We start from the raw sequence: 14,755 nt of genomic DNA on the forward strand, positions 1-14,755 counted from the left end.
TTACATCAAAAAGGAACAGGATTCCTTATATTTTGGCCATTTTTTGAAAGTTGTGAATAACAAAAGGCGGCAGATATATCTGAGGGGGATAATTCTGCGGAAACTCAAGGACAGAAACCCCTTGACGAACAAGGGGTTTCTTTATTATAATAATTGGCGGATAAATTGAAAAGCAAAAGCTACGACGGAGACAGTAGGATTTACCCGAACATTTCAGCGAGCCGGAGACGGTGAAAGTCCGGTATCAGTAGGACATATCTGAAGATCACTCCCGAGCCGCAGCCCCCAAACAATGTATCATCAGCGCGTAAGGGCTGACGCAGATCCCGCGTTAGAGGATACCATATGCGAACGTTTGAATTTTTCTATCCATATCTAAAGGCTAACGTTCAAGTATGATGTAACAGGTGGTTAAAACGAGAGAGACACAAGGCTTTCGTCCTTTTACAGGACGGAAGCCTTTTTGACATTTCAAAACTTCCGTCTCCCCTCGTTTTTGATTGCACTTCCGTTCTGGGACAGGCCCGGCGCAGCCATGTGTCGATTAAGGGCCGTAAAGGAACGCCGGCACTTAGACCGCGTCTTTTGCGGTCTTAGTACCGCTGCGTTCCGTCCCGAGCGAGAGCGCGCCCGCAATCGACACATGGCTGCGCCGGGCACCCACAGAAAGGAAGAAAAAGATGTACAAAAAAGTATCCACGGATATGAACTTCGTCGGCAGGGAAAAAGAAGTCGAGAGGTTCTGGGAAGATAACCACATCTTCCAGAAGAGTATTGAAGAGAGAGAGGGATGCCCGGAATACATTTTTTATGACGGGCCTCCGACAGCGAACGGAAAACCCCATATCGGACACGTGCTGACCAGGGTAATCAAGGATATGATCCCGAGATACCGCACTATGAAGGGCTATATGGTTCCGAGAAAGGCAGGATGGGATACCCACGGCCTTCCGGTGGAGCTTGAGGTCGAGAAATCTCTCGGTCTGGACGGAAAAGACCAGATCGAAGAGTACGGCGTGGAGCCGTTTATTGAGAAATGTAAGGAGAGCGTCTGGAAATACAAGGGCATGTGGGAAGATTTCTCCGCCACAGTCGGTTTCTGGGCGGATATGGAACACCCTTACGTCACATACCACAACACATTTATCGAGTCCGAGTGGTGGGCGTTAAAGCAGATCTGGGATAAAGGACTCCTCTACAAAGGATTCAAGATCGTTCCCTACTGCCCGCGCTGCGGAACACCTCTGTCTGCCCAGGAAGTGGCGCAGGGATACAAAGATGTAAAAGAGCGCTCTGCAGTGGTCAGATTCAAGGTAAAAGACGAGGACGCCTACATTCTGGCATGGACCACGACGCCCTGGACACTGCCGTCCAACCTGGCTCTCTGCGTGAACCCGAATGAGGATTACGCAAAGGTGAAGGCAGCAGACGGATATACCTATTACATGGCCTGCGCCCTGCTTGACACCGTGCTCGGAAAACTGGGAGAGGAAGGAAAACCGGCTTACGAGATCCTTGAGACATACAAGGGAACAGACCTGGAAGGAAAAGAGTACGAACCTCTTTACCAGTGTGCGGCGGACGCTGCTGCAAAGCAGAACAAGAAGGCGTTCTATGTGACATGCGACACATATGTTACGCTGACAGACGGTACCGGAGTCGTTCATATCGCGCCTGCTTTTGGTGAGGACGATGCGAACGTGGGAAGAAAATACGATCTTCCGTTTGTGCAGCTTGTCGATGAGAAGGGAAATATGGCGGAGTCCACACCGTTTGCCGGACTTTTCGTGAAGAAGGCAGACCCGGAGGTGTTAAAAGACCTGGATGCGAGAGGACTTCTCTTTGACGCGCCGAAGTTTGAACACAGCTATCCCCACTGCTGGAGATGTGACACGCCGCTGATCTACTATGCGCGCGAGTCCTGGTTTATCAAGATGACTGCGGTGAGGGACGACCTGATTGCCAACAACAATACGATCAACTGGATTCCGGAGAGTATCGGAAAGGGACGTTTCGGTGACTGGATCGAGAACGTTCAGGACTGGGGCATCAGCCGGAACCGTTACTGGGGAACACCTCTGAATATCTGGGAGTGCGAGTGCGGCCACATGCATTCCATCGGAAGCATCGCGGAACTCAAGGAAATGTCGGACAACTGCCCGGATGATATCGAGCTTCACCGTCCGTATATCGACGCGGTTACGATCAGGTGTCCGAAGTGCGGCAAAGAGATGCACCGTGTACCGGAAGTCATCGACTGCTGGTTTGACAGCGGTTCCATGCCTTTCGCACAGCATCACTATCCGTTTGAGAACCAGAAGCTGTTTGAAGAGCAGTTCCCGGCGGACTTTATTTCCGAGGCTGTGGACCAGACGAGAGGATGGTTCTACTCCCTGCTGGCGATCTCTACGCTGATCTTCAACAAGGCGCCGTATAAGAATGTTATTGTCCTGGGACATGTGCAGGATGAGAACGGCCAGAAGATGAGCAAGTCCAAGGGAAATGCGGTGGATCCCTTTGAGGCCCTTGAGACTTACGGCGCGGATGCGATCCGCTGGTATTTCTATATCAACAGCGCTCCCTGGCTTCCGAACCGTTTCCACGGCAAGGCAGTGACAGAGGGACAGAGAAAATTCATGGGTACTCTCTGGAACACTTATGCATTTTTCGTCCTTTATGCGAATATAGATGAGTTCGACGCCACAAAATATTCACTGGAGTATGATAAACTCTCTGTTATGGATAAGTGGCTCTTATCCAAGATGAACACGATGGTGAAATCCGTTGACGACAATCTGGCAAATTACCGGATTCCGGAGGCGGCGCGTGCGCTTCAGGAGTTCGTGGATGACATGAGCAACTGGTACGTCCGCAGAAGCCGCGAGCGTTTCTGGGCAAAGGGAATGGAGCAGGATAAGATCAACGCCTACATGACCCTTTATACAGCGCTTGTCACAGTTTCCAAGGCAGCGGCGCCGATGATCCCGTTCATGACCGAGGAGATCTATCAGAACCTTGTGCGCAGCATTGACAAAGACGCGCCGGAGAGCATCCATCTGTGCATGTTCCCGGAGGTGAATGAGGCACAGATTGATCCGGAGCTTGAGGCGAATATGGATCATGTCCTGAAACTTGTAGTTATGGGCCGCGCCTGCAGAAATGCGTCCAACATCAAGAACCGCCAGCCCATCGGACAGATGTTTGTGAAGGCGGGATTCACGCTGCCGGAGTTCTATCAGGATATCGTGGCAGATGAACTGAATGTGAAGAATGTTAAATTTACGGAAGATGTCCGTGACTTTACTTCATATAGTTTTAAACCACAGTTAAAGACAGTGGGGCCGAAGTATGGTAAAATGTTAGGAGGCATCAAGGCTGCACTGGACAGCGTTGACGGAAATGCGGCGATGGACGAGATCAATGAGACCGGTTCCCTGAAGCTTGATGTGAACGGTCAGGAGATCACGCTCTTCCGGGAGGATCTGCTGATTGATACTGCCCAGATTGAAGGATATGTCTCTGAAAATGACAACGGCATCACCGTCGTTCTCGACACCAACCTGACACCGGAACTCCTTGAGGAAGGTTTTGTCCGCGAGATCATCAGCAAGATCCAGACCATGAGAAAGGAAGCGGATTTTGAAGTTATGGACAGGATCCGCGTGACCTACGACGGAACCGAAAAGGCAGAAGCCGTATTTGCGAAGAACAGCGCTCAGATCGGCGGGGAAGTTCTTGCCGACGAGGTCGTAAAAGCGCAGCCGGCCGGTTATGTAAAGGAGTGGAAGATCAACGGTGAAGCGGTTACAATGGGCGTGGAAAAGGAAGGAAAATAAAGCAATGTTCAACAAAAGATTTGAAAAAGAAACATTTAAGGAGACCGTAAAGGACAACATAAGAACCCTGTACAGAAAGACCATTGAAGAGGCGACGCCTCAGCAGCTTTTCCAGGCGGTTTCCTATGCTGTGAAGGATGTTATTTTTGACGACTGGTTCGCAACCCAGGAGGCCTATGACAAGGCGGACGCAAAGACGGTATACTATATGTCCATGGAGTTCCTTATGGGCCGTGCCCTCGGGAACAACCTGATCAACATGGGCGCATACAAGGAAGTCAAAGAAGCGCTCGCCGAGATGGGACTGGATCTGAATGTGATCGAGGACCAGGAGCCGGATGCGGCGCTCGGAAACGGAGGACTCGGCCGTCTTGCGGCATGTTTCCTCGATTCCCTTGCAACACTGAACTATCCTGCATACGGATGCGGAATCCGTTACCGCTACGGAATGTTCAAACAGGAGATCCGTGACGGGTATCAGGTGGAAGTGCCGGACAACTGGCTCAAGGAAGGCAATCCTTTTGAACTGAGAAGAGAAGAGTATGCAAAGGAAGTACGCTTTGGCGGAAACATCCGTTTTGAGAAGGATCCGGTTACGGGCAAGGACAAATTCATCCAGGAAAACTATGAATCCGTCCTGGCTATTCCGTACGACATGCCGATCGTGGGATATGGCAACCATGTTGTCAATACTCTCCGTGTCTGGGATGCAAAGGCGATTACAGATTTCCGCCTGGATGAGTTTGACCGGGGAAATTATCATAAGGCAGTGGAGCAGGAGAATCTGGCGAAGCTGATCGTGGATGTGCTCTATCCCAATGACAATCACTATTCCGGAAAAGAGCTCCGTCTGAAACAGCAGTATTTCTTCATCTCCGCAAGCCTTCAGGCTCTGATTGCGAAATATAAGAAGAAACACAGCGATGTGCGCAAGCTCTATGAAAAGGTTGTTATCCAGATGAACGATACCCATCCGACAGTGGCGGTTCCGGAGCTGATGCGTCTGCTGATCGACGTAGAGGGACTGAGCTGGGAGGAAGCATGGGACGTTACGACGAAGACATGTGCTTACACGAACCATACGATCATGGCGGAGGCACTTGAAAAATGGCCCATCGACCTGTTCTCCCGCCTCCTGCCGCGTATCTACCAGATCGTTCAGGAGATCGACCGGCGCTTCCTCATCAAAGTCCGCGAGATGTATCCGGGCAATGAGGAAAAAGTCAGAAAAATGGCGATCCTCATGGACGGTCAGGTGCGCATGGCGAACATGGCGATTATCGCCGGCTTCTCTGTAAACGGCGTGGCAAAACTCCACACGGAGATTCTGGAGAAACAGGAGCTGAAAGACTTCTATGAGATGATGCCGGAGAAGTTCAACAATAAGACAAACGGTATCACCCAGAGACGTTTCCTTGCCCATGGCAACCCGCTCCTGGCTGACTGGATCACCGATAAGATCGGGGACGGATGGATCACGGATCTCTCCCAGATCGCGAAGCTCAAACCCTACGTGGAGGATGAGAATGCAAGACGGGAGTTCATGGAGATCAAGTATAAGAATAAAGTCCGCCTTGCAAAATATATTAAAGAGCACAACGGCATCGATGTGGATCCCCGCTCGATTTTCGATGTGCAGGTAAAACGTCTGCACGAGTATAAACGCCAGCTCCTGAATATCCTTCATATCATGTATCTGTACAATCAGATCAAGGAGCACCCGGAGATGTCCTTCTATCCGAGAACATTTATCTTCGGTGCAAAGGCGGCAGCGGGATATCTCCGTGCAAAAGAGACGATCAAGCTGATCAACTCGGTAGCAGAAGTAGTCAACAACGACAGAAGCATCAACGGAAAGCTGAAAATTGTATTTATCGAGGATTACCGCGTGTCCAACGGAGAGATCATCTTCGCGGCAGCGGATGTCAGCGAGCAGATTTCCACAGCTTCCAAGGAGGCTTCCGGAACAGGAAACATGAAGTTCATGCTCAACGGCGCTCCGACACTGGGAACGATGGACGGGGCCAATGTAGAGATCGTACAGGAAGTGGGCGAGGAGAATGCATTTATCTTCGGCCTGAGTTCGCAGGAAGTTATCAATTATGAGAACAACGGCGGCTACAATCCGCAGGATATCTACTTTAATGACTGGGAGTTAAAGAGAGTAGTGGATCAGCTCATGGACGGCACCTATTCCCACGGCGACCATAATATGTACAAGAACCTCTATAATTCCCTGCTCAATACCCAGGATACTGACCGGGCGGATATGTATTTTATCCTTAAGGATTTCCGTTCCTATGCGGATGCACAGAAGAGAGTGGAAGAGGCGTACAGAGACCAGCAGAGATGGTCCAGAATGGCGATGATGCAGACAGCATGCAGCGGCAAGTTCTCTTCCGACAGAACCATTGAAGAGTACGTAAGAGATATCTGGAAACTGGAAAAGGTGGAGGTTAAATCCTTACCGGAAGAATAGGAGGCTGGTTATGGGATACGGTTATGAATATGCGTATGATTATCCGATCGGTTATTATGATATTTCAGATTCATTCTATGCGGCAATCATGTCAATTCTCATGATAGTAATCGCTTTGTGGGTTATATTCTGGCTTGTCAGTTATATCTTCCATGCGGTTGGGCTTTACACAATCGCAAAGCGCATGGGGATGGCGTATCCGTGGCTTGCGTTTATTCCTTTCGCAAGAGCCTACCTGCAGGGCGAAGCTGCCGGAGTGATCGGGCTTAAGACGCGCCCGATCCGCAATCCGGGAATCTGGAAACTGGTGCTCCCGATTATAGCGGGAGTCGTGTCCTCGGTGGCCTACTCGGTTATTCTGGGCGTGTTGGGCGTCGGTACGGCGCTCTCCTACGGATCCTATTACGGATCTGCAATGGGAGTCGGAACGATTATGATGATTCTGGTATTCAGCATCATCTTTATGATCGCAGCTGTTCTCTACCAGGGAGTGTATGCGGCTCTCTGCGTGCTGATCAACGTGCAGATCTACGGAAGGTTTACTTCCCGCAGCATGGCGGTGGTCCATGCGGTGCTCTCGGCGGTGGTTCCGCTGTATGAGTCCATCTGCTTCTTTGTTATGAGAAATAAAGAGTTTAATCCCGGGATGGAGCCGCAGATTACACCTCCGCCGGTTCCGCCGGTACGGCCGGTAAACCCGGAACCGCAGGCGAATCCCGTGCCGCCGGTGAATCCGGAACCGCAGGCGAATCCCGTGCCGCCGGTGAACCCGGAAGCGCAGGCTAACCCGGAACCGCCGGTGAACCCGGAATCGCAGGCGAATCCCGTGCCGCCGGTGAACCCGGAAGCGCAGGCGAATCCTGTGCCGCCGGTGAATCCGGAACCGCCTGTATCTGCTTCGGATACCGGATCAGAGCAGGAGTTTGCTCCGGGTGACGGTTCGAATCAGAATGAATAAACAGGAATTGTTTCAGAAACAATTCTAACATGGCACAGCCCTTCATATGATACAGTATGGAGGGCTGTTTTTATGCGAAGATATTATGTGGAACAGAAGGTGAAGTCTTTTGCGGCATTCCTGATTATTCTCATTCTGCTTCCATACATTGTATCTGTGTTTGTGAATGGGACGGATATTCTGGCGGGCGGAGAGGAAGAGACCTATGTTACGGTGAAAACAAAAAACGGACATGGCGCAGAGGTGACGGGGGAGGTCGGCTGGACGGAGTATCTGGCGGGAATCCTGGCAGAAGAAATGCCGGAGACTTATGAGCCGGAAGCATTAAAGGCACAGGCGGTCATTATCCGCACGAATCTGTACCGGGAGCTGGAAGCTTCGGCGGACAAAGTGCTGACGCAGGAGTATATGACCCGGAGTGAGATGGAGAAGAAATGGTCGGTCGCTGACTTTGCCGTTTACTATGAAAAATATGTCCGGGCTGTGGAAGAGACGGACGACGATGTGCTGCTGTACAATGACAGCTATGCCTGGCTTCCCTATTTTCAGGCAAGCAACGGTTCCACACGGTCTTCGGCGGAAGTCCTGGGGACGGAGGAGTATCCGTATGTGGCTGTGAGAGAATGTCCGTTGGACAAGGAGGCTGACGGAGAGATTCAGCTTTTTACCTTTGAATATTGCGAGGTGCAGGAAGCGTGCCGCGATTTTCTGGTGGCAGCGGGAGGAAAGGAACAGGCGGAAAACGGATATTCATTTGCAGATTTTGAGATCTGTTCCTGTGATTCCGCGGGATACGTCATGCAGATGCGGATCGGGGATACGGTCTGCTCAGGGGATCAGTTCCGGGATGCCCTTGGCCTTCCCTCGTCATGCTTTTCCCTGAGCGAACAGGACGGAAAGCTGCAGATTACGACCACGGGGAAAGGGCACGGCCTGGGGCTCAGCCAGTGGACTGCGGATGAGATGGCAAAAGAAGGGAAAAACTATGCGGAGATTCTGCGGTTTTTCTATGAGGGAACGGTCCTGAATACGGAGATTCAGGAAACCTCTCTTGTTTGAAAGAGAATTATAAAAAAGAAGAATAACATCTCTCGTTTCTGGCAAAAATACTGCCAGAGGTGATGATTATGAATAAGAATGAAAGACCATCCTTTTTCAGGGGAAAAGGCGCCGCTGTGGGAATTGTGATCTGCTTCGTCGCAGTCATCGCGATAGTTGGGGCATATACATTTAACAACTATCAGAAACAGATTGACGAGCAGGTGGCAAAAGCAGAAGAACAGGCGGAAAAGCTTACAGAAGACAACAGCGAAGCGACTACGACAGATGATATTATTCTTCCGGAAAATGACAGCGAAACGGGAGATTCCGCCGGCGGTTCCGGCGCAGCAGGCACGGATACAGGCAGCCAGGCACAGGCGGGAAAGAACGGCACAGAACCGGAGACTGCCGCAGAGACGCCGGAAGAGAATACAGATACCGCGAATGAGACAAATGCATCCGGAAGGACATCGGATGTCTGGTTCAGCGAGGAAAGCACCCTTGCATGGCCTGCAAGCGGCGCGGTTCTGATCAGCTACAGTATGGATCACACGGTATTCTTCCAGACGTTGGAACAGTATAAGTATAACCCTGCCATGATTATCGGCGGTGAGGTCGGAGAGACAATCCGCGCTTCAGCGGCGGGGATTGTGGCCTCCATAGAGGAAACTGCCCAGACAGGAATGACGGTAACGCTGGATATGGGAAATGGTTACAGCGCTGTGTATGGGCAGTTGACGGATGTTCCGGTTGCCGCAGGTGATTATGTGGAGGCAGGCGGGACTCTGGGAACTCTTGCGGAACCTACAAAGTACTACAGTGTGGAAGGACCGAACCTTTATTTTGAAATTCTCAAAGACGGAGAGCCGGTTGATCCCATGAATTATATGGAGTAGCGGTGTTGGAAAAATCTCTCGTTTGATGTATGATAGTTGTACCGGCGTACCCCGGAACAAGAACAAGGTGAATCACGAAGGAAAAGGTGTTTGCATGAATTACACGTACGTGCTGGAGTGCCGGGACGGCAGTCTTTATACGGGATGGACCAACAATCTGGAGAAACGGGTCAGAGACCACAACGACGGCAGGGGAGCAAAATATACGAAGTCCCGCCGGCCGGTCAGACTGGCGTATTATGAGACTTACGAGACAAAGAATGAAGCCATGCGCCGGGAATACGAGATCAAGCACATGAGCCGCATGGAGAAGCTCAGGCTGATCGGAAAGGCGGGGTAGGCAAAAGGACGCGGCAGAAGAAAAAAGGATGCGGCAAAAAAAGAACCGGACGTTCTGTGTTCATAACAGAATGTCCGGTCCTTTTTTTTGCCGTCTCGGGCGCTGCCCGCGGCAGTGGAGGGATGAATCAATCCCGGTTATTAATAATTTTCAGCTTTTCTTTCAAAATATGCTTTCGGATGAGCACACACCGGGCATACCTCGGGAGCTTCCTCGCCCTCGTAGATATAGCCGCAGTTTCCGCATTTCCATCCCAGCGGAGCCTCTCCCTTGAAAGTCTCTCCGGAACGGAAGTGGTCAAGCAGTCTCTGGTAGCGCGCTTCATGAGCTGCCTCAACTTTGGCTACGCCGCGGAATTTTGCCGCCAGCTCCGGGAAACCTTCTTCCTCGGCTTCCTCAGCCATTCTCTTGTACATATCCGTCCACTCATAGTTCTCGCCGGCAGCGGCATCGGCAAGATTCTCCTCTACCGTTCCGATTCCGTGGAACTCTTTGAACCACATTTTGGCATGCTCTTTCTCCTGCCCTGCAGTCTCCTCGAAGATGTTGGCCATCTGTACAAACCCTGCTTTTCTCGCAGCAGAAGCATAGAATGTATACTTGTTGCGGGCCTGGGATTCTCCGGAGAAAGCCTCCATCAGATTCTTTTCTGTTTTTGTTCCTGCATATTTAGACATATACGCACCTCCTGTGTTGATGAATGTTCATCCTGTTATTTTGAAATCAGCCAAAATATTTCTTTTGAAATCAATGAAAGTATTTCTTTCGAAATTAGCCGAAGTATCTCTTAAGAAGTCCCTCGAATGCTTTGCCGTGACGAGCCTCGTCGCGAGCCATCTCGTGTACTGTGTCATGGATTGCATCAAGGTTAGCTGCTTTTGCACGTTTAGCAAGATCAGTCTTTCCTGCTGTAGCGCCGTTCTCAGCCTCTACACGCATCTCAAGGTTCTTCTTTGTGCTGTCTGTAACAACCTCTCCGAGCAGCTCGGCAAATTTAGCAGCGTGCTCAGCCTCTTCGTAAGCAGCTTTCTCATAGTACAGACCGATTTCCGGATAGCCTTCTCTGTGGGCAACTCTTGCCATAGCCAGGTACATACCAACCTCGGAGCACTCTCCCTCGAAATTAGCTCTTAAATCAGCAAGGATATCCTCGCTTACGCCTTTTGCTACTCCTACAACGTGCTCAGCAGCCCACTCTCTGTCGCCTGTCTGCTCTTTGAATTTCTCAGCCGGTGCATGGCATACCGGACATTCAGCCGGAGCAGCTTCTCCTTCGTAAACATAACCGCATACTGTACATACAAATTTTTTCATGTTCTTCGTCTCCTTTTCTTTTTGATGAATTTTATTGTTATGACTTTTTAATGCAGTCACTGCATTCGCCATAAAACAGGGTGGAACTGGATTCTATGATGCCGTCGAAATTATTCGCGGCGAGCTGATTGACTTCCTCAAGGCTCTTCATATCAAGTTCCAGATCCAGTAACCGTCCACACCTGGTGCAGAGAAAATGATTGTGAGGCTCGACTCTTCCATCAAATCTGTCACCGCCGTTGGGAGTCGCTATCTTGACGGCTTCTCCGATGTCTGTCAGAAGATTCAGGTTCCGGTATACTGTGCCGAGACTGATATTCGGAAAATCTTTCTTCACGTGCATGTATACCTGGTCTGCTGTCGGATGCTCATGTGTTTCCGCAAGATAGTGCTTGATGGATTCTCGCTGCCTGCTGTACTTCATAGCTGCCAATGGGAATCCCCCTTTCATGAAACAATAATAGTAACGATTACTGTAATTAGAATATAATACATTTTGTAATCGATGTCAACCCTTAAAACAAAAAAAAGTGAAAAAATTCCGGACGGGGAATAATAATCCCGAAATGTTACAAAATAATTAACAGATTTGGGCGAAGCGTGCTGAAAAATGCTGTATTATCATTGATGATGTCGAGGTATGTATATGAAAAAACTATAAAATCTGTTGACATTACGCATAAGCATTGATATAATATCAGCGTAACAAATTTAATAAATATGTAACATTTAAAACTTCCCACAAAAGATAAAGGCATAAATACTAGGAGGTTTTATATGGAGAAAAGACGTGTCAGGCAAAAGATAATCCTATCTGCACTGGCAGGAATGGTGATGGTTCCGGGGAGCGCGATGACGGTTTCGGCTGCGGAGGAGGCAGAAAGAGAGCAGTCCTTTGTACCGGTCGCAGGAATCGAGACGGTACTGGAAGAATGTTATGAGACAGAAGTGAAAGATAATATTAATCTCTATCTGGTGCCAACAGAAACGGGAGAGTATTTGAATATGGCATTTTCTGATACGGAAGATTATACCTGTATCAGAAGTGCCCCGGATGAGAACAGTGACTGGGTCGGCAAGCTTTACAGTGATTCTGCGGTGGAGGTGCTTGAGTATCTGGACGGATGGACGAAGATCCGTTCCGGGAATGCGGAAGGATATGTTCCGGAAGACGCACTGATTACCGGCGAGGCCGCCCGGGACTGTGCCCGGGAATATGAGAGAAACACCGTGACCGTTACAGCGTACTGCCTCAATGTGAGGGCAGGTCAGGGAACGGATACGGAGATCCTGACGCAGATCAGTCAGGGTGAGGAGTATATTGCAACAGGAGATCCGGTTGACGGATGGTATCCGGTGGATGTATCCGGCATCAGCGGATGGGTCAGCGGGAAGTATGTGACAGCAGAAACTTCCTATAATTATGGGGAGACGAAGGAAGAAGAAGCACAGCGCCTTGCCGAGGAGGAGGCGCAGCGTCAGAGAGAGGAGCAGGAAGCAGAAGCGGCAGCTGCTGCGGCAGCCTCAGCGTCAGCGGGACAGGCAGTGATCGACTATGCCTGCCAGTTTATCGGGAATCCCTATGTCTGGGGAGGAACGAGCCTGACGGACGGCGCGGACTGTTCGGGATTTGTCCAGTCGGTCTATGCACACTTTGGCATAAGCCTTCCCCGGACCTCATCAGCGATGCGGTCCGCGGGATATGCGGTGAGCTATGAGGAGGCGCAGCCAGGTGATCTGATCCTGTATGAAGGGCATGTAGGTCTTTACATGGGAGATGGCAGGATTGTCAACGCCATGAATGAAGAAAAAGGGATCGGGATCTGCAGTGCGACTTACACCGGCATTGTTGCAGTGAGAAGAGTACTTTGAACAGGGGCTGTGTCCGGGAGTAATCCAAGGAGAGATTCGGAATGATAAATAACGGGAGAAACTGCTCTGCAGGCCGGGGCAGGTGTCTCCTGTTTTTTTCTGAAAACAGTCTCGGAAACAGACAGAAATATCTGAAAAATCCTGACTCTGTTCCTATACGCAGGGTTCGACATAAAATTTTTCCGGAATATACAAAATGCACAAAAATGTTCGAAATTGTAAAAATGAGTCGAAAGTGAAAAAAAAGAAGTTTTCAACTTATCCACACTCAAAAATAAAAAAAACGTGGAAAAAACGTGCCTTTTTGAAAAGTTATCCACATTATCCACATAAAAACATGTGAATTTGGTGAATTACTCAGGTGGAAAAAAAGAACGGACGTTTTGGTGAGTTGTAATGAAATTGAAAAAATGTCGAAAAAAATCAGCAAAATTCTTGACTTTTGAGTAGGCAGAAAAACGGAAAAAACAGATATGACCTGTCAGAAAATTCAGATAAAAAAAGGAGGTTGATAATTTAGAGGGCAGGGCTTATAATAAAGTGCATTGAAAAATAAATTTATTTAATAAGGAGGAAACAGAAATGGCACAGATTTCTAAAGATACAAAGATTGGTGAATTACTGAATATTTTCCCGGGGTGCGCTCCGATCCTGATGGAGATCGGCATGCACTGCCTCGGATGCCCGGCATCCCAGATGGAGACACTGGAAGAAGCTGCCATGGTTCACGGAATCGACAGCGATCTTCTGGTGGAGAAGATCAATGCGGCAATGAATGCGGCACAGTAATAACAGGAGACCCCGGCAGTTTTACGTGGAGGATAAGAGAATATGATAAACGACAATTATTATGAGTCCTATGATTTGAAAGAGGATCTTCATTTCGACTCAAAGGTAGTTCATGGAGGGTTGGGATGTGATCCGATAACCGGAGCGGTCAGCTTTCCTATTTTTCAGACGGCAACGTTCCGTCACAGAAAGTTTGGCGTATCAACCGGTTATGACTACTCAAGGCTGCAGAATCCGACACGTCAGGAACTGGAGCGTACGATGGCGATCCTGGAAGAAGGAACCGAGGCGTTTGCTTTCACAAGCGGACAGGCTGCCAATATGTGCCTGTTCGGTCTCCTGAAAAGAGGAGATCATGTGATTCTCTCCGATGACATCTATGGAGGAACATTCCGAATCTGCGAAGAGATTTTCAGCAATCTCGGCTGTGAATTTACCTATGTGGAGATGTCAGATCTTGAGACCCTTAAGAAAACGATACGTCCCACTACCAGGATGATATTCGTGGAAACTCCGACAAACCCCATGATGAAAGTGGCAGATATCCGCAAAATCGCGGATATCGCCAAAGAGAACGGGGCTTATTTTGTGGTTGATAATACATTTTTGACGCCGTATTTCCAGAGACCTCTTACTCTTGGGGCGGATATTGTTGTCCACAGCGGCACAAAATATCTGTGCGGGCACAATGATGTGATCGCAGGGATCGCTGTTGTGAAGACTCCGGAACTGGCAGAGCATTTCCGCGGTCAGATGAAATCACGCGGAAACGGCCTGGGACCGTTTGACTCATGGCTGATCATCCGCGGACTGAAGACCCTCTCACTGAGGATGCAGAGACATAATGAGAATGCCAAAAAGGTCGCTGCGTGGCTGCGGAATCACCCGAAGGTGAAAAAGATCTATTATGTGGGATTTGAAGATCACCCGGGATATGAGGTCAATCTGAGCCAGGCGACCGGCTTTGGCGGCATGATTTCCTTTGAGCTCGACAGTGAGGAGACGGCACACAGACTCCTCTCGGAAGTGAAGATGATTCTGTTCGCGGAGAGCCTTGGAGGAACAGAGACACTTGTTACATATCCGCTTACCCAGACACATGAGTCGATCCCGGATGAGATCAGACAGAAGCTGGGAATTAATGAGCGGTTTATCCGGATTTCGATCGGAATCGAAGACCCGGACGACATCATAGCAGATCTGAAACAGGCGTTAGGATAGTGAGTGTAT

The 14,755-nt window shown here is 49.6% G+C and carries 12 protein-coding genes; 9 read left to right on the top strand and 3 right to left on the bottom strand.

Annotated features, from left to right (window positions below; genetic code table 11):
- Positions 1-680: 680 nt before the first annotated feature.
- The 6 genes from ileS (at position 681) to B5F07_RS20530 (ending at position 9,550) form a co-directional block, all read left to right on the top strand.
- Complete coding sequence (gene ileS, locus B5F07_RS20505; RefSeq protein ID WP_087163059.1) at positions 681-3,836, top strand: isoleucine--tRNA ligase; 3,156 nt, start codon at positions 681-683, stop codon at positions 3,834-3,836.
- Between the two features lie 4 nt (positions 3,837-3,840).
- The gene (locus B5F07_RS20510; protein WP_087163060.1) at positions 3,841-6,315 is read left to right on the top strand and encodes a glycogen/starch/alpha-glucan phosphorylase; all 2,475 of its coding nucleotides are present in this window, start codon (positions 3,841-3,843) and stop codon (positions 6,313-6,315) included.
- A gap of 10 nt (positions 6,316-6,325) precedes the next feature.
- Positions 6,326-7,273, top strand: a complete 948-nt coding sequence (locus B5F07_RS20515; protein ID WP_087163061.1) for a hypothetical protein — start codon at positions 6,326-6,328, stop codon at positions 7,271-7,273.
- A gap of 72 nt (positions 7,274-7,345) precedes the next feature.
- The gene (locus B5F07_RS20520; protein ID WP_087163062.1) at positions 7,346-8,332 is read left to right on the top strand and encodes a SpoIID/LytB domain-containing protein; all 987 of its coding nucleotides are present in this window, start codon (positions 7,346-7,348) and stop codon (positions 8,330-8,332) included.
- 68 nt (positions 8,333-8,400) lie between these two features.
- On the top strand, positions 8,401-9,210 hold the full coding sequence (locus B5F07_RS20525) for a M23 family metallopeptidase (protein WP_087163063.1): 810 nt from the start codon (positions 8,401-8,403) through the stop codon (positions 9,208-9,210).
- A 94-nt stretch (positions 9,211-9,304) separates the two neighbouring features.
- Complete coding sequence (locus tag B5F07_RS20530; protein ID WP_087163064.1) at positions 9,305-9,550, top strand: GIY-YIG nuclease family protein; 246 nt, start codon at positions 9,305-9,307, stop codon at positions 9,548-9,550.
- A gap of 140 nt (positions 9,551-9,690) precedes the next feature.
- On the opposite strand, the gene rbr is transcribed toward B5F07_RS20530, so the two are convergent.
- From rbr to B5F07_RS20545, 3 genes are all read right to left on the bottom strand, one after another.
- Positions 9,691-10,227 carry a rubrerythrin gene (gene rbr / locus B5F07_RS20535; protein WP_087163065.1) on the bottom strand — a complete coding sequence of 179 codons (537 nt, stop codon included), beginning with the start codon at positions 10,225-10,227 and terminating at the stop codon, positions 9,691-9,693.
- A gap of 94 nt (positions 10,228-10,321) precedes the next feature.
- On the bottom strand, positions 10,322-10,864 hold the full coding sequence (locus B5F07_RS20540) for an NADH peroxidase (protein WP_087163066.1): 543 nt from the start codon (positions 10,862-10,864) through the stop codon (positions 10,322-10,324).
- A 37-nt stretch (positions 10,865-10,901) separates the two neighbouring features.
- On the bottom strand, positions 10,902-11,297 hold the full coding sequence (locus B5F07_RS20545) for a Fur family transcriptional regulator (RefSeq protein ID WP_087163067.1): 396 nt from the start codon (positions 11,295-11,297) through the stop codon (positions 10,902-10,904).
- A gap of 344 nt (positions 11,298-11,641) precedes the next feature.
- Here B5F07_RS20545 and B5F07_RS20550 point away from each other — a divergent pair, with 344 nt between their 5' ends.
- The 3 genes from B5F07_RS20550 (at position 11,642) to B5F07_RS20565 (ending at position 14,746) form a co-directional block, all read left to right on the top strand.
- Positions 11,642-12,736 (top strand): C40 family peptidase, encoded by a 1,095-nt coding sequence (locus B5F07_RS20550; RefSeq protein ID WP_087163068.1) that lies wholly within the window; start codon positions 11,642-11,644, stop codon positions 12,734-12,736.
- 582 nt (positions 12,737-13,318) lie between these two features.
- Positions 13,319-13,525, top strand: coding sequence for a DUF1858 domain-containing protein (locus B5F07_RS20560; RefSeq protein WP_087163070.1), 207 nt, complete (start codon positions 13,319-13,321; stop codon positions 13,523-13,525).
- Positions 13,526-13,567: 42 nt separating this feature from the next.
- Positions 13,568-14,746 carry a trans-sulfuration enzyme family protein gene (locus B5F07_RS20565; RefSeq protein WP_087163071.1) on the top strand — a complete coding sequence of 393 codons (1,179 nt, stop codon included), beginning with the start codon at positions 13,568-13,570 and terminating at the stop codon, positions 14,744-14,746.
- Positions 14,747-14,755 lie beyond the last annotated feature (9 nt).

It is taken from the genome of Lachnoclostridium sp. An169 (assembly GCF_002160525.1).
GTDB classification, from domain to species: domain Bacteria; phylum Bacillota; class Clostridia; order Lachnospirales; family Lachnospiraceae; genus Mediterraneibacter; species Mediterraneibacter cottocaccae.